The sequence below is a fragment of the Actinosynnema sp. NPDC050436 genome, assembly GCF_040655415.1.
Taxonomy (GTDB): Bacteria; Actinomycetota; Actinomycetes; order Mycobacteriales; family Pseudonocardiaceae; genus Actinosynnema.
This window is the reverse complement of the sequence record NZ_JBFAJV010000010.1, coordinates 275,221-295,770: the sequence shown is the minus strand read 5'-3', so window position 1 is coordinate 295,770 and position 20,550 is coordinate 275,221. Positions and strand designations below refer to the sequence as shown.

General features: G+C 74.2%; 18 protein-coding genes. All 18 read left to right on the top strand.

What is annotated here, in order from left to right; genetic code table 11:
• The first annotated feature begins 224 nt into the window (after positions 1–224).
• The 18 genes from AB0I60_RS24595 to AB0I60_RS24510 all read left to right on the top strand — a co-directional run bounded on the left by AB0I60_RS24595 (position 225) and on the right by AB0I60_RS24510 (position 20,536).
• Complete coding sequence (locus AB0I60_RS24595) at positions 225–830, top strand: DUF4255 domain-containing protein (RefSeq protein WP_360733273.1); 606 nt, start codon at positions 225–227, stop codon at positions 828–830.
• Positions 827–2,818, top strand: coding sequence for an ATP-binding protein (locus tag AB0I60_RS24590; protein WP_360733271.1), 1,992 nt, complete (start codon positions 827–829; stop codon positions 2,816–2,818). The genes AB0I60_RS24595 and AB0I60_RS24590 overlap by 4 nt, the downstream gene beginning before the upstream one ends.
• A gap of 327 nt (positions 2,819–3,145) precedes the next feature.
• Complete coding sequence (locus AB0I60_RS24585; RefSeq protein ID WP_360733270.1) at positions 3,146–3,862, top strand: DUF4157 domain-containing protein; 717 nt, start codon at positions 3,146–3,148, stop codon at positions 3,860–3,862.
• Between the two features lie 204 nt (positions 3,863–4,066).
• On the top strand, positions 4,067–5,590 hold the full coding sequence (locus AB0I60_RS24580; protein WP_360733269.1) for a phage tail sheath subtilisin-like domain-containing protein: 1,524 nt from the start codon (positions 4,067–4,069) through the stop codon (positions 5,588–5,590).
• A 13-nt stretch (positions 5,591–5,603) separates the two neighbouring features.
• Complete coding sequence (locus AB0I60_RS24575; RefSeq protein ID WP_360733267.1) at positions 5,604–6,047, top strand: phage tail protein; 444 nt, start codon at positions 5,604–5,606, stop codon at positions 6,045–6,047.
• A 4-nt stretch (positions 6,048–6,051) separates the two neighbouring features.
• The gene (locus tag AB0I60_RS24570) at positions 6,052–6,486 is read left to right on the top strand and encodes a hypothetical protein (RefSeq protein WP_360733265.1); all 435 of its coding nucleotides are present in this window, start codon (positions 6,052–6,054) and stop codon (positions 6,484–6,486) included.
• Positions 6,483–6,641, top strand: a complete 159-nt coding sequence (locus tag AB0I60_RS24565; protein WP_360733263.1) for a DUF6760 family protein — start codon at positions 6,483–6,485, stop codon at positions 6,639–6,641. The genes AB0I60_RS24570 and AB0I60_RS24565 overlap by 4 nt, the downstream gene beginning before the upstream one ends.
• A 1,680-nt stretch (positions 6,642–8,321) precedes the next feature.
• Positions 8,322–8,486: a hypothetical protein gene (locus AB0I60_RS24560; RefSeq protein WP_360733261.1), complete on the top strand. Its 165-nt coding sequence runs from the start codon at positions 8,322–8,324 to the stop codon at positions 8,484–8,486.
• 12 nt (positions 8,487–8,498) lie between these two features.
• Complete coding sequence (locus AB0I60_RS24555) at positions 8,499–8,930, top strand: phage tail protein (RefSeq protein ID WP_360733260.1); 432 nt, start codon at positions 8,499–8,501, stop codon at positions 8,928–8,930.
• Between the two features lie 6 nt (positions 8,931–8,936).
• Positions 8,937–9,695, top strand: a complete 759-nt coding sequence (locus AB0I60_RS24550) for a LysM peptidoglycan-binding domain-containing protein (protein ID WP_360733259.1) — start codon at positions 8,937–8,939, stop codon at positions 9,693–9,695.
• Complete coding sequence (locus tag AB0I60_RS24545; protein WP_360733257.1) at positions 9,685–11,505, top strand: VgrG-related protein; 1,821 nt, start codon at positions 9,685–9,687, stop codon at positions 11,503–11,505. The genes AB0I60_RS24550 and AB0I60_RS24545 overlap by 11 nt, the downstream gene beginning before the upstream one ends.
• 12 nt (positions 11,506–11,517) lie before the next feature.
• Entirely contained in the window at positions 11,518–11,799 is a 282-nt protein-coding gene (locus tag AB0I60_RS24540) for a PAAR domain-containing protein (protein WP_360733256.1), read from the top strand.
• A 1-nt stretch (position 11,800) separates the two neighbouring features.
• On the top strand, positions 11,801–12,211 hold the full coding sequence (locus tag AB0I60_RS24535; RefSeq protein WP_360733255.1) for a GPW/gp25 family protein: 411 nt from the start codon (positions 11,801–11,803) through the stop codon (positions 12,209–12,211).
• Positions 12,211–14,151, top strand: coding sequence for a putative baseplate assembly protein (locus tag AB0I60_RS24530; RefSeq protein WP_360733254.1), 1,941 nt, complete (start codon positions 12,211–12,213; stop codon positions 14,149–14,151). The genes AB0I60_RS24535 and AB0I60_RS24530 overlap by 1 nt, the downstream gene beginning before the upstream one ends.
• Positions 14,148–14,687 carry a phage tail protein gene (locus tag AB0I60_RS24525; RefSeq protein WP_360733252.1) on the top strand — a complete coding sequence of 180 codons (540 nt, stop codon included), beginning with the start codon at positions 14,148–14,150 and terminating at the stop codon, positions 14,685–14,687. The genes AB0I60_RS24530 and AB0I60_RS24525 overlap by 4 nt, the downstream gene beginning before the upstream one ends.
• Before the next feature lie 413 nt (positions 14,688–15,100).
• A complete protein-coding gene (locus AB0I60_RS24520) occupies positions 15,101–15,913 on the top strand; it encodes a zinc ribbon domain-containing protein (RefSeq protein ID WP_360733250.1) in 813 nt (270 codons plus the stop codon).
• A 10-nt stretch (positions 15,914–15,923) separates the two neighbouring features.
• The gene (locus tag AB0I60_RS24515) at positions 15,924–19,142 is read left to right on the top strand and encodes a hypothetical protein (RefSeq protein ID WP_360733249.1); all 3,219 of its coding nucleotides are present in this window, start codon (positions 15,924–15,926) and stop codon (positions 19,140–19,142) included.
• Between the two features lie 89 nt (positions 19,143–19,231).
• Positions 19,232–20,536 (top strand): hypothetical protein, encoded by a 1,305-nt coding sequence (locus AB0I60_RS24510; RefSeq protein ID WP_360733247.1) that lies wholly within the window; start codon positions 19,232–19,234, stop codon positions 20,534–20,536.
• The last annotated feature ends 14 nt before the right edge of the window (positions 20,537–20,550 follow it).

The following is a 20,550-nucleotide window of genomic DNA, read 5'->3' as shown; positions in this document are numbered from 1 at the left end:
TCGCTATCTCGCGGCAGCCCTCGGTTGGCGCGCACAGTAGCACCGATCCGGAGGTTATCAATACGCGGAAAGCGGGAGTCCGAACCCGATCTCACCGTATTAGTGCGGTAATTGCGATTGAAATGGTCGGGCCGGTGAACTGCCCTTGCGGGCAGCGAGCGGTGCCCCGAGGTCCGTCGCCGCGCCGCTGCCGGCGCGACCGGCTCCGGCCCCATCGTGGGTGCGTGATTCACGAGGTGGACGAGGCCCTGCGCCGGCTGGTCCGGGACGACGCGCTGCGCGGCACGGACGTCGAGGTCGCGTTCGACGCGCCGACCAAGGACTGGGCGGCCCGCCGCAACGCCCCCACCGTGGACGTCTACCTCTACGACATCCGCGAGGACATGCGCCGCCGCCAGCGCGGCCTGCTCAACGAGTACGGCGACGGCAAGGTCGTCGCGCGCCACCTGCCGCCCCGCTACGTGAAGCTGTCCTACCTCGTCACCGCGTGGACCCAGCGGTCCGAGGACGAGCACCGCCTGCTGTCGGAGCTGCTGGTCGGGTTCCTCCGGCACGAGTCCGTGCCCACCGCCCTGCTGTCCGGTTCGCTGGCCGCGCTGGAGCTGCCGGTGCCCATGACCGTCGCGCTGCCGCCGCCCGAGGACCGGGCGTTCGCCGACGTGTGGACGGCGCTGGGCGGCGAGCTGAAGCCGTCGCTGGACGTCGTGGTGTCCGCGCCGGTCGACGCGGGCCGGGTCTTCCCGGCCGGCCCCCCGGTGGAGGGCGTGCGCCTGGAGATGGGCGGCGACCCGGTCGCGCACCGGCCCGTCCCGGCGCGCGGGTCCCCGTGAACGCGGGCAGCCTGCCGCACCTGTTCTCCCGGCTCGCGGCGCTGGAGCGGCGCATCCGGGACGCCGTCGCCGCCCGCCGGCAGGCCGACCCGAACCCCGACGACCCGTTCCGGGGCCTGTACCTGTCCGACGAGGCGATCGAGGCACTGCTGACCTCCCGGCGCGACCCGTTCGTGCCGCCGGCCCCCTCGGCGGCGTCCGGGCGGCTGGGCCGGCTGGCCGAGGTCGCCGGGCTGTCCGGGGTGGACGTCGAGGTGCTCCTCGTGGCGCTCGCCCCGGACGTGGACAGCCGGTTCGAGCAGTTCTACGGCTACCTGAACGACGACGTGACCCGCCGGCGGGCCACGGCGGGGCTCGCGCTGCGGCTGTGCGGCCTGCCCGAGGCGTCCGCCGCCGGGCGCGCGCGGCTGGACCCGTCCTCCCCGCTGCTCGCGGCCGGCCTGCTCGTCGTGGAGGACCGGGAGCGGCCGTTCCTGTCGCGCTCCCTGCGGGTGCCGGACCGGGTGGTCAACCACCTGCTGGGCGACGACACGCCGGACGCGGCGCTGTCCGGGGTCGCGGAGGTGGTGGCCGGACCGGCGCTCGCCGCCGACGTGACCCGGCTGGTGCGGGCGCTGCGGGCCCGGGTCCGGCTGGTGTACCTGCGGGAGCGGCCCGGTGGCGGCGCGCGCGAGCTGGCCGCCTCGGCGCTGGCGCGCGCGGGGCTCGCGGTGCTGGAGGTCGACGCGGCCCGGCTGCGCGCCGAACCCGACCACGACGAGCTGGCCGCCGCAGTGCTGCGGGAGGCGGTGCTGCGCGGCGCGGGCCTGGTCCTCGGGCCGGTGGAGGACGCGCCGGCACTGCGCCCGCTGACCCACCCGTCGGTGCCGCTGGTGGTGCACGGGGCCGAGGTGTGGAACCCGCAGTGGAGCGCCGAACCGCCGCTGCTGCACGAAGCTGCGGCGCTGCCCGTCACGTCCCGCGCCGACCTGTGGCGCGAGCGCCTGCACGACCGGCTCGCACCCGGCGTCGACCCGGCGGCGGCCACCGCCCACTTCGTGCTCGGCCCCGGCCAGATCGCCCGCGCCGCGCGGGCGGCCTCGGTGTCCGCGCTGGTCGACGGCGGCGTCGTGACGACCGCGCACCTGCGGGCCGGTGCGCGCAGCCAGAACGCGGCCGGCCTGCAACGCCTGGCCCGGCGCATCGAACCGGCCGTGTCGTGGGAGGACCTGGTGCTGCCGGCCGGGGTGGTGGGCCTGCTGCGGGAGCTGGCGGCCCGCGCCGAGCACCGGGGCCGGGTCATCGACGAGTGGCGGATGCGCCCCGGCGGCGGCCGGGGGCGCGGCGTGACCGGGCTGTTCGCCGGGGACTCCGGCACCGGCAAGACGATGTCGGCCGAGGTGGTCGCCGCGTCGCTCGGCCTCGACCTGTACACGGTGAACCTGGCGACCGTGGTGGACAAGTACGTCGGCGAGACGGAGAAGAACCTGGAGCGGATCTTCACCGAGGCGGCGGGCGTCAACGGCGTGCTGCTGTTCGACGAGGCCGACGCGATCTTCGGCAAGCGGTCCGAGGTCCGCGACGCGCACGACCGGTACGCCAACATCGAGAGCGCGTACCTGTTGCAGCGCATGGAGACCTTCGACGGGATCGCCGTGCTGGCCACCAACCTGCGGGCCAACCTGGACGAGGCGTTCACCCGCCGGCTGGACGTCGTGGTCGACTTCCCGGTGCCCGAGCCCGACCTGCGCCGCGTGCTGTGGGACAAGTGCCTCGGCCGCACCGCGCCGCGCGCGGAGGTGGACCTGGACTTCCTGTCCTCGGCGTTCGAGCTGGCGGGCGGCCACATCCGGTCGGCGGCGGTGACCGCCGCGTACCTGGCCGCCGGGGCCGGGCGACCGGTCGGCATGGCCGAGGTGGTCGGCGCGGTGGCCCGGGAGTACCGCAAGCTGGGCCGCCTGGTCGGCGCGCGCGAGTTCGGGCCGTACCTGGGCCTCGCCGCGTCCTGACCGCCGGCCGGCGTCGGGCGTCGGGTGCCCCGGGGTGGACGCGCCGCAGACACCCGGCTTTCCGCCCGCTGCGGCGGGGTGCTGCGCCGGCCCTGTCCGGACTGCCGCCGGTTGCGGTGGGGGTGGCTGCGCCGGCCTTGCCTGGACCGCCGCCCGCTGCGGTGGGGTGCCTGTGCCGGCCCTGCCCGGACTGCCGCCGGCTGCCCCTTCGGGCAGTCGACAGCGCCCGTGCGGGCGTGCGGCCGATGCCGGCGCGGCCCGGACCGCCCGACCATCCTCTAGGGCGACCCGTCCTCCAGGCGGCACACCTCTCACGCGGGGGCGACCATGCGCGGTCACGAGCACGACGGCGAAACCTCCTTCCGCCCCGGGGGCGACCGGGTCGAGCGCGAGGAGCACGACCTCATGGGCCGCGCGGCGGCGGCCGGGCGGCCCGACGTCCTCGGCCCGGCGGGTCTGCTGGGGCTGCAACGCGCGGTCGGCAACGCGGGTGCGGGCGCCGCCGTCGAGGACGCCACCGAGGAAAGGTCCCCGGTGCACGACGTGATCCGGGCCGGCGGCTCGCCGCTCGACGCGGACGTGCGCGGGGACATGGAGGCCCGGTTCGGCCAGGACTTCTCCGCCGTCCGCGTGCACACCGACGGCGCGGCGCACGAGTCGGCCAGGTCGGTCAACGCGCAGGCGTACACGGTCGGCGAGAACATCGTGTTCCAGAGCGACGAGTTCGACCCGTCGTCCGACTCCGGCAAGCACGTGCTCGCGCACGAGCTGACGCACGTCGTGCAGCAGCGCAGCGGCCCGGTCGACGGCACGGCCGCCGGCGGCGGCGTCAAGTTGAGCGACCCGTCGGACCGTTTCGAGCGCGAAGCGAGCGCCAACGCCGACCGCGTGATGTCCACCGCGCCGGCGGCCCCCGTGCAGCGGCACGAGGACCACGACGGCGCGGAGGCGGTGCAGCGCGAGGACGTGCCCGCCGAGGACGAGGAAGTCCCGGCCGCGCAGACGTACGTGCAGCGCGAGGAAGAAGAGGACGCGGCCGAGTAGCCCCCGGCCCGTCCTCGCAAGCCCGTCGAGGAGTGTCCGGTGCGGCGGTGTCGGCTGCCCCCTGCCCGGTGCGCTCGGGCGGTTGCCTCTTCGGGCAGCTATCGGTTCCCCCTGGCACAGCCCGATGGTCGTTTCGCCGAGGTGCCCGCCGGCCGGAGCATTCACGCCACAGCCGGTTCCGCACGGACTTGGGAGGCAACGCAAATGCCCACCTATCTCTCGCCGGGGGTGTACGTCGAGGAGGTGGAAGCGGGTGCGCGGCCCATCGAGGGCGTGGGCACCGCCGTCGCCGCCTTCGTCGGGTTCGCCGCGCGCGGCCCCTTCAACACCCCGACCCTCGTGTCCAACTGGGCCCAGTACACGCAGGCGTTCGGCGACTTCGTCGAGGACTGCTACCTGGCGCAGTCGGTGTACGGCTACTTCCTCAACGGCGGGGCCAACTGCTACGTGGTCCGCATCGGCGGCGAGCGCGGCAACGGCAGCGGAAACGGCTCGGAGGCCGCCGGACCGCAGGCCGCCCTGGGCGGCTACCGCGTGCACGCCAAGGAGCTGGGCGCGGGCGACATCACCGTCGAGGTGGCCGACCCCGCCGGCGAGAACCCGCCGGACGACCGGTTCACCCTGCTGGTCAAGCAGAACGGCAAGGTGGTCGAGACGCACAACGTGACCACCAAGCGCACCAAGGACAACGTGCTCACCGTCGTGCAGGAGAAGTCGAACCTGATCACGATCGAGGAGACGTCGACCGCGCCGGCCAGGCCCGACAAGGGCGCGGTGGCGCTGAAGGACTCGCCCGCCGCACCGCCCGTGCCGCGCAAGGTCGCGCCGGACGACTACGTCGGCGACGTCGCGGACCGCACCGGGTTCGGCGGCCTGGAGGCCATCGAGGACATCACCATGGTCGCGGTGCCCGACCTGATGGGCTCCTACCAGCGCGGGCTGATCACGCTGGAGTCGGTCAAGGCCGTGCAACTGGCGATCACCGCCCACTGCGAGCTGATGGGCAACCGGATGGCGATCCTCGACCCGCCGCCCTCCCTCACCCCGCAGGAGGTCCGCGACTGGCGGCAGAACGCCGCCGGCTACGACTCGAAGTACGCGGCGCTGTACTACCCGTGGATCAAGGTCTTCGACCCGGCCGGCGACGAGCACCGGTTCGTGCCGCCGAGCGGCCACCTGGCCGGCGTGTGGGCGCGCACGGACGGCACGCGCGGCGTCCACAAGGCACCCGCCAACGAGGTCGTGCGCGGTGCCGTGGCGCTGGAGACCCAGCTCACCAAGGCCGAGCAGGAGCTGCTCAACCCGATCGGCGTGAACTGCGTGCGCTCGTTCCCCGGCCGGGGCATCCGGGTGTGGGGCGCGCGCACGCTGTCGTCCGACCCGGCGTGGCGGTACCTGAACGTGCGGCGGCTGTTCAACTACCTGGAGGACTCCATCCTCATCGGCACCCAGTGGGTGGTGTTCGAGCCGAACGACGACGCGCTGTGGGCCCGCATCCGCCGCACCATCAGCTCCTTCCTGGTGACCGAGTGGCGCAAGGGCGCGCTGTTCGGCCTCACCCCGGACGAGGCGTTCTACGTCAAGTGCGACCGGGAGACCAACCCGGCCGAGAGCATCGACGTCGGCCAGGTGGTGTGCGAGGTGGGCATCGCACCGGTCAAGCCCGCCGAGTTCGTGATCTTCCGCCTGGCCCAGGTCTCCGGCGGCACCAGCCTCGTCAACGAGTAAAGGCGGTTGAGTCATGGCCCTTCCCGACCTCGACACCTCGGTCGGCCATTCGTTCGGGCTCGAAGTCGACGGCGTCGCCATCAAGCAGATCTCCGAGGTCTCCGGCCTGAAGATGGAGCAGGACGTCATCGAGCTCAAGCAGAACACCAACGACGGCAAGTACATGGTCAAGAAGCTGCCCGGCAGGCCCAAGGCGGGCGAGGTCACCCTCACCCGGGGCCTCACCGGCGACAACAGCTTCGAGAAGTGGGTCAAGGACGCCCACTTCGGCAAGATGGGCAACGCCCGCAAGGGCGGCGCGATCATCGTCTACGACTACGAGGGCCAGGCGATCAAGCGGTACAAGCTGACCAACGCGTGGCCGAAGTCGTTGGAGATCGGCACGTTGAAGGCCGGCGACACCAGCGTGCTCACCGAGAAGCTCGTGATCACCTACGAGCAGATGGAAATCGAGTGACGCCATGCGCAGGGTGATGGCGGCAGTGCCCCCGCAGGCCCCGGAACCGGCGTCCGCGCCGGAGTCGGCGATGCGCACCGAGTTCGCGTTCGAGCTGCCGCGCGGGTACGTGGACGACGCGGGCGTCGTGCACCGGTCGGGCGTGATGCGCCTGGCCACCGCGCGGGACGAGCTGGTGCCGCTGCGCGACGACCGGGTGCGGGAGAACGCGGCCTACCTCACGGTGGTGCTGCTGGCCAGGGTGGTCGAGCGGATCGGCACGGTGACCGACGTCCACGTCGGCGTGGTGGAGAACCTGTTCGCGTCGGACCTGGCGTTCCTCCAGGACATGTACCGCAGGGTGAACAGCGAGGGCCACACCCGCGCGGCGGTGGCGTGCCCGGAGTGCGGTCACGGCTTCAGCGTGGACGTCGCCGGTGGCCGCCTGGGGGAACCGTGACGTGCGCGACCGACCGCCTGCACGAGGAGGTCGCGTACGTGGCGTACCACTTCCACTGGTCGTGGGAGTCCATCCTGGACATGGAGCACCACGACCGGGTGCGGTACGTGTCCGAGATCGCCCGCATCAACAACCGGATCAGCCAGGGGCGGTGAAGCGCGATGTGGCCGTGGGGCAGGAGGAAGGCCGAGCCGAACCCCGTGCTGCGCGGCGAGTGGCGCACGCTCCCGCCGATCCGCCGGGTCCTGCCCGACCACCCGCTGGTGAACCCGGTGGAGCGGTTCACCGCGTCGTTGGCGTCCTGGCGCTCGCCTGCCTACCTGGAGCCGCTGACGCACCGGGTGGAGCCGGGCGAGCCGTCCGGCGTGATCGACGGCTTGGTTCGTCCGGTGCGATCGGAGTGGAGCGGGCCTCGTGCGCCGGAGATGCCCTTCGCCCGTGCGCCGAAGCGCGGTTCACGGGGGTCGGTGATCCAACGGCTGCTGGGTGCGGTTCGGCACTCCACCCCCACTCCGGCTCCCGCCCCCACGTCGGTTCCGGTTCCGGTTTCCCCTCCGGCTCCTGATCCGATGCCGGAGCCGGTTCAGAACCTCCTGGCCGAGCCTTCCGCTGTCGACCCGTTGCCGAACTCCGTGCCGGATGAGGTTCTGCCGCCCGCCGGGATCCCGCCGGCGGAAACGTTTGCGGACCCGGTGCTTCCTGTCGCGGAGACGATCCAGAGTGTCGGGACCCCGGTGGACCGGCCGGTCGTGGCGCAGAGGGCAGCGGAGCCGAGGACCGTCGTACCCCGGCTGGGTCTGGGACTGCCCCGGGTCGAGCCTGCTCCCGTGTCCGTTGCGGAGCGCTGGAATGGTGACCCGCCCGGGGTGACCGGAGTCGTGGAAGGGCCTGAAGAGGTGGTGGCCGAAACGTCCGGACAGACCTCGGCTGTGCACAAGGCCCCGACTGGTCCGACACCGAGCAGGGGAGTGGCGAGCGAATCTGTGCCGGGCTCGTCCGCGCCGGGCGCGTTGGTATCGGGCGGGTTGGTTCCTCGCCGGCAGGCTGCGACTGGTTCGCCGGCATCAAGGTTTGCGCCACCAGTAGCTGTGTCACGCAGTGCGGAGCCGAGCGGTGCGCCAACCGGCCACCCCACACCCGCCACTGGGGCACCGGCGCTGGCGCTGGCACCGGCGCCAGTACTGGCACGCGGATTGGGCTCTGCCGGCCTTGATCACGCCGCGCCTGCTTCCACCGCGCCTGCGTCCGGTCTCGCTGGTCCTGCCGCCGTGGGTCTCGCCATGGCCGCCTCTGCAACGCCCGCTGGTGCGGCTCCTGGGGCTGGGTCTTCCGCTTCGAGCACGCCGGCTGCTGGTCCGGGTGTCGACCCTGGCGGGGCGGGGATGGCTGGTGCCGGACAGCGGGTGACCGTGTCGCGGCTCGTCCCGGCGGCCGGAAGCCCGCTGGGGAAGCCCGTGTCGGTGCCCACCGCGTCTGAGCCTCCCGTGCCAGGGTCCGTGCCGGTGGAGGCCGTGGTCGCGGTTTCCAGGGCGCGGGTTGATCGGCCGGTGCTCGGTGGTCGCGCGGTGGGGCTTGGGAAGCCGAGGTCCCTCTCGCCGGTCGGGGCGGCGGCGGAGGTGCCGTTGGTGCAGCGTTGGGAGAACGCCGTGCGGGATGGGGGCGGCGGCCCGGCAGCGGTTGTGCCGGGGGTGGTCGGGCCGGGGGTGTCGGTGCAGGCGGTGGGTGAGGCGGTGGCCGATGGGCCGGCAGTGGCTGAGCACGCAGTGGCTGGGCCGGCAGTGGTTGGGCAGGCAGTGGTTGGGCCGGCGGGGGAGCAGGTCGTCGGGGAGTCGGGTGTGGTGGCCCCGCCGGGCGTCGGTGCCGTTGGTGCCGTCGGGGGTGGTGGGGCGGAACCCGAGGAGTTGCTCAAGAAGCTCTACGAACCGTTGTTGCGGCGGCTCAAGGCCGAGCTCTGGCTCGACCGCGAGCGGCGGGGTGCGTTGACCGACCGGTGGCACTGAGAGGACTGGGCGATGGCTGAGGTGGAAGAGGCGGTTGCCGTGTGCTTCGTGGTGCGCATCGACGACGAGAGCCTCGGGTCCTTCAACAGCTGTGACGGGCTCGGCGTGGAGTTCACCGTCGAGCAGCGCGAGGAGGGCGGCAACAACGGGATGGTGTGGCAGTTGCCCACGCGGATCAAGTACTCCAACGTCAAGCTGTCCCGGCCGGTCACCAAGGACTCCGCCAAGGTGATCAAGTGGATCGCGGGCATGGCGGCCGGGATCGCGCGTCGGACGGCGGTCATCGAGGCGCGGACGTTGCAGGGCACGGTGATCGCCAGTTGGGCGCTGTCCGGCGTCGTCCCGGTGCGGTGGAGCGGGCCGCAGCTGTCCGCCGACTCGCCCAAGGTCGCCACCGAGACGCTCGAACTGGCGCACCACGGCTTCCTGTCGTCGGCGAGGTGAACCACGATGGCCTCCCCGATCACGTTCACGTCGGCCGGCGCGTCGAAGGCCACCAGCTACGCCGCGCCCAGCAACCTCCAGAAGGCCGTGCTCGCCGTGCACAGCCCGCCCAAGGCGGGCGGGGCGGCGAGGCCCGGCGGGCTGCTGCACGAGATCGCCTTCCAGTTCAACCCGAAGGAGCTCTCGCTCACCAAGAACGCCAAGTGGGAGCGCAGCCGCCAGGCCAACAACCCGAAGTCCGGCACGCCGGAGTTCAAGGGCTCGGACCCGGCCAAGCTCGCGCTCGAACTCTTCCTCGACGCCACCGAGCACATGGACGACAGCGTGGTGAAGAAGGTCGAGCTGCTGTTCGCCTGCTGCGTGCCCACCGAGGACAGCCGGCAGCACGGCAAGGGCTCGCCGCCGTGGGTGATCTTCAAGTGGGGCGGCATGACCGGCTTCCCGGCCTACGTCTCGTCGGTCACCGCGAAGTACACCCTGTTCACCCCGGCGGGCACGCCGGTTCGCGCGCTGTGCACGGTGAACCTGGAGGAGATCTCCGGCGAGCAGGGCGGCCAGAACCCGACCTCGGGCGCGCTGGCGGCCCGCGACTCGCACGTCCTGGTCGCGGGCGACACGTTGCAGTCGCTGGCCTACCGGGCCTACGGCAACGCCGAGCTGTGGCGGGAGATCGCGGAGGCCAACGACATCGACGACCCGATGCGGCTGCGGCCGGGGACGCGGTTGCTGGTGCCCGCGCTGGAGGAGGTGCGCGGTGGTCAATGAGAGCTTCGCCAACACCCTCGTGGTCGAGGTCGAGTCCGCGCCGCTGCCCGCCGACGTCAAACCGCTGCTGACGCACGCCTACGTGGACGGCAGCCGCAACCTCCCGGACCTCTTCGTGCTGCGGTTCCGCGACCCCGGGCACGTCGTGCTGGCCAAGGGCAGGTTCGCGGTCGGCGCGAAGGTCGCGCTCAAGGTGCAGACCTCGGACCCGGGCGGGCCGCAACCGCTGATGAGCGGCGAGGTCACCGCCGTCGGCGTCCAGTTCGACGGCGACGGCACGTTCACCGAGGTGCGCGGGTACGACCTGGCGCACCGGCTGTTCCGGGGCCGCCGCACGGTCGCCTACCCGGGCATGACGCTCGCCGACATCGTCCGGAAGGTGGCGCAGCGGGCGAAGATCCCGGTCGGCCGGGTCGACGACGTCAGGGGCTTCGGCGGGCGACCCCACACCCAGATCAGCCAGGACAACCTCAGCGACTGGGACTTCCTGTCCCGGCTCGCCGGCGCGGTCGGCGCGCAGATCACCGTGCTGGAGGGGAAGCTGGAGTTCACGCTGCCCGACGCGCCGTCCGGTGCGCCGGCGAAGAACGCGAAGGCCGGGTCCAACCCGCTGGTGCTGGAGATGCACCGGACCCTGCTGTCGCTGCGCGCCTCCATCACGGCGGCCGAGCAGGTGCCCGAGGTGCAGGTGCGGGGCTGGGACTACGAGAACAAGAAGGAGGTCACCTCCGCGAAGAAGCCCGGGATGACCGGCACCGAGGTGACCGGGGTCGACCCGGTCGAGCTGGCGACCCGGTTCGGCAGCCCGCCGTTCCTGGCCACCGGGCCGTACCGGGCGCAGGGCGAGGTGGACGCGGTCGGCGCGGCGCTGAGCACGCAGCTCGGCGGGGCGTGCGCGGAGATCTCCGGTGTGGCGCGGGGCAACCCGAAGCTGCGCGCGGGCACGGCCGTGGCGCTGACCAACATCGGCGACCCGTTCGCGGGCAGGTACACGCTCACCAGCACCCGGCACCTGTTCGCCGACCACGGCGGCTACACCACGGAGTTCACCGTTTCCGGCCGCCAGGAGCGCTCGCTCTACGGGCTCGCCAACGGCGGTGGCGGCGGACCGAGGGGTCGGTCCGGGCTCGTGCCGGCGGTGGTCACCGACGCCCGCGACCCGGCCCACCTCGGGCGCGTCAAGGTCAAGTACCCGTGGCTGTCCGACGACTTCGCCAGCGGCTGGGCGCGGACCCTGCAACCCGGCGCGGGCCGGGACCGGGGTTCGCTGGTGCTGCCCGAGGTCGGCGACGAGGTGCTGGTGGGCTTCGAGCACGGCGACTTCGACGCGCCGTACGTGCTCGGCGGCCTCCACAACAGCAAGGACACCGCGCCGAAGTACACCAGGGAGCCCGTCGACGGCGGCACCGGCGCGGTGACCGTGCGGGGCTTCACCTCCCGCGAGGGGCACAAGGTCGAGTTCGTCGAGGACGAGGGTATCCTGATCTCCAGCGGTGACGGGGGGTTCTCCGTCAAGCTCGACCAGAAGGCCCAGGTGGTCGAGGTGACCAGCGGCAAGGCCGTGGCGGTCAGGGCGCGCAACGGGATCACCATCGACGCGGGCACCGGGCCGTTGGAGCTCAAGGGCCAGAAGATCACCGCGCGGGCCCAGGCGGACGTCGAGGTCGCGGCCGGCGCGGTGCTGGAGCTGAAGGGCGCGGCCGGCGCGAAGGTCGAGGGCGCGACGGTGTCGGTGGCCGGGCAGGGGCAGACCGAGGTCACGTCGAGCGGCGTGCTGACCGTGCGCGGCAGCCTCGTGAAGATCAACTGAGCGGAGGCGGACATGCCACCAGCGGCCCGCGCGGGCGACCCGACCGCCCACCCCGGCGTGGTCGGGCCGCCGGGTGTGCCGACCGTGCTGGTCGGCGGGCTGCCCGCCGCGGTCGTGGGCAACCCGCACCTGTGCTCGTTCCCCGGCCTGCCACCGCACCCGCCGACCGCGATCGTGCCGCCGGGCTGCCCGACGGTGCTGATCGGCGGCCGGCCGGCAGCGCGGGTGGGCGACCTGTCCGCGTGCGGTGCGCCCGTCGTGGCGGGCTGCCCGACCGTGCTGATCGGGGGGTGACGTGGACTTCGTCGGGCGGGGCCTGGCGTTCCCGGTCCGCACCGACGCCACCGGGTCGGTGGCGCTGGTCGGCGGCGAGCGCGAGGTGGTGGAGAGCATCCGGCTGATCCTGGCCACCGCGCCCGGTGAGCGGCCGATGCGCCCGGAGTTCGGCTGCGCCATCCACGACCTGGTGTTCGCGCCCGCCGACGCGGCCACGGCGGGCCGGATCGCCTACGAGGTGCGGCTGTCCCTGGAGCGCTGGGAACCCCGCATCGCGCTGGCCGACGTGTCGGTCGGCTTCGACGAGGTCGACCGGGGCACCCTGCTCATCGACATCCGGTACGCGCTGCGCGGCACCAACGACCCGCGCAACCTGGTCTTCCCCTTCTACGTCATCCCGCCGCACGAAGCCGACGAGGAGGGGGCCTGATGTCCCTGCCCACGCCGAACCTGGACGACCGCCGGTTCCAGGACCTGGTGGACGAGGCCAAGCGCCGCGTCCAGCAGCACTGTCCCGAGTGGACGGACCACAACGTGTCCGACCCGGGCGTCACGCTGATCGAGGCGTTCGCGCACATGGTGGACGAGCTGCTCTACCGGCTCAACCGGGTGCCGGACCTGCACTACCTGCGGTTCCTGGACCTCATCGGGGTCACGCTGTTCCCGCCGACGGCCGCCCGCGCCGAGGTCACGTTCTGGCTGGCCGCGCCCCGGGACGTGCCGGTGGTGGTGCCCAGCGGTGCGCAGGTCGCCACCGAGCGCAGCGAGGTCGAGGACCCGGTCGTGTTCACCGTCGACCGGGAGCTGTCGATCACGCCGTGCCGGCTGGCGCACCTGGTGACCGCGCCCGCCGACGCCTCGGTGCCGCCCGCCGACCGCACCGACGAGCTGCTGGACGGCAAGTCGCCCGGGTGCTTCGGCGACCCACCGGTCGCGGGCGACTCCGTCCTGTTCGGACTGTCGGGCGCGGTCCCCGGCTGCGCCGTGCTGTTCCGGGTCGAGGCGCACGCCGAGGGCCGGGGCGTCGACCCGCGCGACCCGCCGTGGGTGTGGGAGGCGTGGAACGGCGGCGGGTGGTCCCGGTGCGAGGTCGAGCGCGACTCGACCGGCGGGTTCAACACGGCCGGTGACGTCGTCGTGCACGTCCCCCGCGCGCACGCCGTCTCCGTGGTCGCCCGGCAGCGCGCCGGCTGGGTGCGCTGCCGGGCCGTGGAACCCGCGCCGGACCGGCCGTTCTACCAGCGCCCGCCGAAGCTGTTGTCCGCCACGGCCGCCACGGTCGGCGGCACCACCGACGCCACGCACGCCGACATCGTGCGCGGCGAGGTGGTCGGCGTGTCCGAGGGGGTGCCGGGGCAGCGCTTCGCGCTCGCCCGCACGCCGGTCGTGGTCGCCGACGGCGCGCTGGTCGTCGAGGTCGCCTCGCCGGACGGCTGGGAGCGGTGGACCGAGGTCCGCACGTTCGCCGAGTCCGGGCCGGGCGACCGGCACGTCGTGCTCGACCGGGTCGGCGGCGAGCTGATCTTCGGGCCGGCGATCCGCCAGCCGGACGGCAGCGTGCGCCACTTCGGCGCGGTGCCGGGGAAGTCGGCCGCGATCCGGGTGCCCGAGTACCGGACCGGCGGCGGTCTGCGCGGCAACGTCGCGCGCGGCCTGCTCCAGGTGCAGCGCGACCCGGTGCCGTTCGTCAGCTCGGTCACCAACCGGGAGCCCGCGAGCGGCGGCGTGGCCGGCGAGTCGGTGCGGGACGCGGCGCTGCGCGGGCCGCTCGTGCTGCGCACCCGCGACCGCGCGGTCACCGCCGAGGACTACGAGCTGCTCACCCGCGAGGCCGCGCCGGAGATCGCCCGGGTGCGGTGCGTGCCGGCGGGCCAGGGCTCGGCGGCGGTGCGGGTGCTGGTGGTGCCCGCCGTCGGCCCGGACGAGGAGTCCGACTTCGGGGCGCTGCAACCGGGTGCGGAGGTGCGGCAGCGGATCGAGCGGTTCCTCGACGACCGGCGGTGCGTCGGGGCGCGGGTGTCCGTGGAGCCGCCGTTCTACCAGGGCGTGACGGTCGTCGGGCAGCTCAAGGCCCGTGCCGGCACCCCGGAGGACGTGCTGCGCTCGCGGGCCGTGCAGGCGCTCTACGCCTACTTCAACCCGGTCAGCGGCGGCCCGGACGACGACGGCTGGCCGTTCGGCCGGCCCGTGCAGTCCGGGGAGGTGTTCGCCGTGCTCCAACGGGTCGCCGGGGTGGAGCTGGTCGAGGACGTCAAGCTGTTCGGCGCGAACCCGGTGACCGGTGAGCGCGGCAACGCGGTGCCGAGGCTGGACCTGCCGCCCAACGGGCTGGCGTTCTCCTACGGCCACCAGGTGCGGGTGACGCGATGAGGACCGGCGGACCCACCCTGCCCACGCCGCACCCGCTGGCCGACCGGCTGCCGGCGGTGTACCTGGAGGACGGGTTCACCCAGCGGTTCCTGCTGGCGCTGGACGAGGTGCTCGCGCCGGTGTTCACCGCGCTGGACGGCTTCGCGGGCTACCTGGACCCGCGCGTCGCGCCGGAGGACTTCCTGGACTGGCTGGCGCACTGGGTGGCGCTGGACGTCGGCGAGGGCTGGTCGGTGCGGCACCGCCGGCTGCTGGTGGCCACCGCCGTCCGGCTGCACCGCAGGCGCGGCACCCGGCCGGGCCTGGCGGAGCACGTGGGCCTGCTGACCGGCGGGCGGGTCGAGGTGGTCGACAGCGGGGGCTGCACGTCGACCGACCGGCCGGGCGTGCCGCTGCCGGACGGGAACCCCGCGCGGGTCACCGTCCGGGTCCTGGTCGCGGACCCGGACGCGGTCGACCGGGTGCGGCTGGCCTCGGCGATCGCCGACGCGGTGCCCGCCCACGTGGTCGTGGAACTGGAGGTCGGGGGAACGTGATGGTCTGCGCGCAGTGCGGCGAGCGCAACGCCGGGGGTGCGGAGTTCTGCGGCTCGTGCGGCACCTACCTGGAGTGGGAGCCGAAACCGGCCCCGCAGCCCGCTCCCGGCCGGCACCCGGATCCCGGCCACGGGGCACCCGCCCCGCCTCCCCCCGGGTGGCCGGGCGGGCCGAACCCGCCGGGCACGCCCGCCCGACCGCCGGGTGCACCGGGGGCCGGCGGGAGCGGGTCGCCGGGATGGCCGCCCCCGCCGGGGCACGGAGGAAGCGGGCCGCCGGGCGCCGGGCCGAACCCGCCGGGGTGGCCGGACCTGCCGGGTGCACCGGGGAGCGGCGGGAGCGGGCCGGCGGGTCCGCAGCCCGTCGCACCCCACCCGGACCAGCCGCAGCCTGCACCCCGGCAGCCGGGCGCGATGCAGCCCACCGACCGGCGGTCGGCCCCGGCGGGCCACCGGCCCCGGCTCACCGAGCGGCGGGCACCGCAGGCCGGCGACCTGATCTGCGGCCAGTGCGGCGAGGCCAACCCACCGACCCGGCGGTTCTGCGCGCGCTGCGGGTCGGGCCTGGTGGAGGCGCAGGTCGTCGAGGAGAAGTGGTGGCGCAGGATCTTCCCGGAGCGGGAGGCCGCGCGAGCGGGCACCCGGCACCGCCGCGGGGCGTCGGCGGGCCGCGCGGTCGGGCGGGTGGTCCGGTGGGCGCTGGTCGTGCTGCTGCTCGGCGGCGTGGCCGCCTACGGGGTGGTCGGCCCGTTCCGGCAGGCGATCAACACGCAGGCGGTGTCCGCAGCGAACACGGTGCGGGACTGGTTCTCCAAGGCGGCCGAGCCGGTGCGGCCCAGCGAGGTCACGGCGAGCGCGTCGACCGCCGGCCACGGACCGGACCTGGTCGCGGACAACGCCAAGAACACCCACTGGGCCGCACCCGCCACGCCGCCGCCCGCGCTGGTGTTCACGTTCGAGTCCCCGGTCACCCTGGACGAGGCCATCTTCCAGATCGGCATCGGCGACGACTTCCAGGCCGCCAAGCGCCCCGACAAGGTGCACCTCGTCTACTCGACCGGCAAGACCTTCGACCTCTCGCTCGCCGACCAGCCCGACCCGCAGACCGTCAGGATCGGCAACGCCGAGGGCGTGCGGACCGTCGAGCTGTACGTCGAGACGATGCACCCGTCGTTGCAGGGCAGCGACGTCGCCATCTCCGAGATCGAGTTCTTCACGGTGGAATGAGGCAGCGGTGGTGATCGGACGGACGAACCGGCCGACGGCGGTCGCGGTGGTCTGCGCGCTGTCAGGGGGTCTCCTGCTCGGGGACCGGCCCACGGTGGCGTCCGCGCAGCCGGAACCGCTCGCACCGTACCGGATCGGCGCGAGCCGGGGCGGCCCGCCGGACATCTGGAGCGCCGACTCGCGCGGCGGCGACCAGCGCGCGGTCACCCTCGGCGGCGACCCCGCCGACCGCCACCCCGCCTACTCGCCGGACGGCACGCGCATCGCGTGGACCGAATCCGGCGGCGCGGAGGAGCCCTCCCGGGTGCGGGTGGCGGACGCCGACGGCACGAACGCCCGCTACCTCGACGACCGCCGGGGCGAGTCCCGGCCGACCTGGTCACCTGACGGGACCCGGCTCGCGGTGGAGGACGGGGACTCCATCAGCGTCGTCCGGGTCTCCGACGGCGCGCTCCTGACGACCGTGCCCCGGCCGGACCACCTGCGCAGCCGGGACAGCACGCCCGCGTGGTCGCCGGACGGCCGCACGATCGCGTTCAGCCGCACCAGCCAGGGCTTGGACGTGCCGCTGGTCGCGCCGCGCTCGGTGGGCGGGTCGACACCGGTCGGCGGCGCGTTCACCACCTCGGCCACGCTGCGCACTCCCGCCGTGCCCCGGCTGCCGGAGATCATGTTCCTGGTGGACACCACGGGGTCGATGGGCGAGGCGCTCGCCGCGTTCAAGCTCCAGATCCCGAAGGTGATGGCGGAGATCACCGCGAAGGACCCGGGCGCGCGCTTCGGCGTGGCCTCCTACAAGGACACGCCCGACCGGGGGCGGCGCTACGAGCTGCTGCTCAACCTGACGACGGCCGACGAGGTCGTGGCACTGCTGGGGGACCGGGACAAGCTGAAGGCCGAGGGAGGCGGGGACAGCGCGCCGGAGGACTGGTTCAACGGGCTGCACCGGATCGCCCGCGACCTGGACGCCGGGAACGAGGGCAGGCACCTGGTGTTCGACCGGCCCGGCACCAGCCGGATCGTCGTGCTGGCGGGCGACGCGAGCAGCAAGGAGACCGGCGACCCGTGCGAGTCCGGCGTCCACCCGCCGGTGTGCGAGTGGTACTGGTCCCTCGACCAGGTCGGGCTGGACCTGACCGGGACCTACCCGCCCACCGGAGAACCCCGCGCCATCAAGCTCGTCGCGGTGCCCGTCCTCGGCGGCGGCGACGGCCTGGACCGCCGGCGGCAGGCGAGCGAGCTGGTGGGGCGCACCGGCGGCTCCCTGGTCGACCAGGGAGCGGAACCGCCCGCGATCGCCACCGCCATCGACCAGGGCATCAGGAACATCCCGGTCACCGTCACGCCCGTCGCGCACTGCCCGTCCGGCGTGTCCGTCACGTTCACGCCGCCCACCGCCTCGGTCAACGGCGACACCGAGGTCACGTTCCTGGAGACCGTCCGGCTGGACCCGCCGGACGGGCCCGGCCTGCGCGCGGTCGGCGACCGGTCGGCGTGCACGGTCCGCTTCCTGTTCGACGGCGAGGAACCGACCCGCCCCCACGAGCAGACCATCCGGGTCACCGAGGCCGCCGCCGGCTCGCCGACCGTGGTGGTGGACGGGGCCGCCGTGCCCAGCGCGCAGGGCGTCCCGGTTCGGGTCGCGTTCGGCGCCACCGCCACGTCGGCGGCCGGCGCGCGGCTCACGCCCACCTGCGACGCCACCCCCGGCGCGCTGTTCCCGCTCGGCATCACCAGCGTCACCTGCACCGCGACCGACGCCGGCCGGACCACCCGGGCCGCGTCGGTGGTGGCCGTGTTCGTGCCGGAGGACCGGCCGTACCGGGACATCTGGCTGGCCGACGTCGGCGGGTCCGTGGTGCAGACCGACCTGTCGGTGCGGTTCGCGGCCGGGTGCGGGCGTGCCGACGACCAGCCGGACTGGTCGCCGGACGGCCGGAAGCTGGTGTTCCGGCACGAGGACGGGCTCTGCACGGCCGACGCCGACGGCCGCAACGCACTCCCGCTGGTGCCGCCGGGCCTCCGCGCCGGAGAACCCGCGTGGTCCCCGGACGGCGCGCTGGTCGCGTTCGCCCGGCCGGTCGGGGCGGAGGGGCCGGAGCGGGTCTTCGCGGTGCCGCCGGGCGGCGGCACCGCGCGCGAGCTGCTGTCCTTCGGCGAGCAGGACGCGGGCGACCCGACCTTCCGGCGGCTGCCCGACCTGGCGCTCACCGGGGCGGTGGTGCCCGCCCGAATCCCGTTCCAGGGCACCACGACCGCCGTGTTCCGGGCGGGTGCCACCGGGCTCGTGCCGTCCGAGGCGACCGTGGTGCTCACCGTGCCGGACGGCCTGCGGGTCGACGGGCTGACCACGTCGGCCGGCACCTGCGACGTGGCCGCGAGGACCTGCTCGCCGGGCCGGGTCGCGCGCGGGTCGGCGGTGGAGATCCGGCTCACCGCCACCGGGCTCGCCCCCGGCGCGCACGTGGTGCGCGCCGACGCGGGTACCGACGTGAACCCGGCCGACAACCGGGCCGAGGTCACCGTCACCGTGGCCGAGGAGGTCAAGCCGCCGCCCACGCCGGGGTCGCTGTCGATGGCGGTGGCCGTGCTGCCCGCCGAGGGCTACGTGGGCGGCGAGGACGTCGTGCTGGTGTTCAAGGTGCGCAACGGCGCGGGCACGCCGATGACGGCGGTCCGGGTGGCGACCTCGCTGCCGCCGCAACTGGTGCCGCCGACGGCCGTGTCACCGGGCTGCACGGCCGACGGCGCGTCGTGTGACATCGGTGTGCTGCAACCACTCCAGGAGGCCGAGGTCCGGATCTCGTTGCCCGCCAGGGCCGCCGTCGACACCAGTGCGGGCGGTTCCGTCCTGGCCACCGGGCCCGACAGCGACGCGGCCGACAACACGGCGGTCGGCAAGGTCGTGGTGCGCCGACCGAAGGTCGCCGTCGAGCCGCTGGTCGGGCCGACCGGGTTCGTGCCGAGGGTGACCGCCGGCGGCCTGCCGCCCGGTGCCGAGGTCCGGCTGACCTGGTCGCAGGGCATCTCCGCCACGCCCGGCACGGTGACCGTCCGGGACGACGGCACGGTCGACACCGGCTTCCTGGTCTTCGAGAACGACCTCGTCGGCCCCCGGGAGCTGGTGGCGACGCCGGCCGGGGGACCGGGATTCGCCCCGGTGCGGTCGACCCCGTTCCTCGTCGTCCAGCGCACGCTGCAACCACCCGACTTCGCGTCCCGGGGCTGAACGGTTGCCCGTTGGGGCAGTGCGGAGCGCACCGCACCCCACCCCCGGGCCCGGTGCCCGCGCGACCCGTCCACCGGAGGATTCACGACATGGGCGCTACCGCGACGTTGTCCGCCACAGGTCTGGCCGTGGAGCCGGGCTCCGAGACCACCTGCACGGTCGTCGTGCGCAACACCGGGGAGCTGGTCGACCAGTTCGCGGTCGACGTGGTGGGCGACGCGGCCGGCTGGGCGGTCGCCGAACCCGGGTCGGTCAACCTCGTCCCGCAGGCGTCCGCCGAGGTGGTGGTCCGGTTCGCGCCGCCGCGCCGGGCGGACGTGCCGGCCGGGCCGGTGCCGTTCGGCGTGCGGGTGACCTCCCGCGAGGACCCGTACGGCTCGGTGGTCGAGGAGGGCGAGGTCGAGGTCGGCCCGTTCACCGACCTGAGCGCGGAGCTGGTGCCCACCAGGGTGGAGGCGGGCAGGCGGGCCCGGTTCGAGCTGGCCGTCGACAACGTCGGCAACCACCCCGTGGGCGTGCGGTTCACGCCCGGCGACCCGGACGGCGAGCTGGACTTCGCGCTGGACCGGCCGGAGGTCGTGCTCGCGCCCGGGACCGCCGCGTTCGTGCGGCTGGTGGTCAAGCCGCGTGACACGTTCCTGCGCGGTCAGCCGCAGTCCCGGCCGTTCCGGGTGGAGGTCGTGCCGGACGCGGGCACCCCGCTCGTCGCCGACGGGATGTTCGTCCAGCGCCAGCTGCTGCCCAAGTGGCTGCTGCCGGTGCTGCTCGCCCTGGTCGCGCTGGCGGCCTTGCTCGGCGCCTTGTGGTTCACCGTCCTGCAACCGGCCGTGAAGTCCGCCGCCCGGGACGCGGCGACCGAGCAGGCGGGCGACGTGAAGGCCGCCGTGCAGCGCGCGGAGGACAGCGCGGGCCAGGCGAAGACGGACTCCCAGCAGGCGAAGGGGAACTCGGAGGCCGCCATGCAGGCGGTCGGCCTCGACCCCGGTGCCGCGCCGGGCACCCCGCCGACGGTCGTGCGCCCGGTCGCCGGGCCCGCCGGGGACCCCACCGACTTCCGGGTGGCCGCCGACGCTGCCGCCACCACCAACCCCGACCTGTTCACCGACTTCGTGTTCACCCCGGCCGACGACAAGAAGTCGGTGAACGTCAGCGACATCGTGCTGCAGAACCCGCGCGGCGACTCGGGCACCGCCCGGGTCCTGCGCGACAGCAACGGGACCCGCAGCATCATCCTGGAGGTCAACCTGGCCAACTTCCGCGACCTGGACCGCCACTACGTGCAGCCGCTGCGGTTCAAGCCGGGCGAGAAGGTCGTCTTCGCGGTCAGCTGCCAGAACCCGGCGGAGAAGGGGAACTGCAAGCCGGCCGTGTCGTTCTCCGGACGGGTCGAGTGAGGCGGTCGACGGGC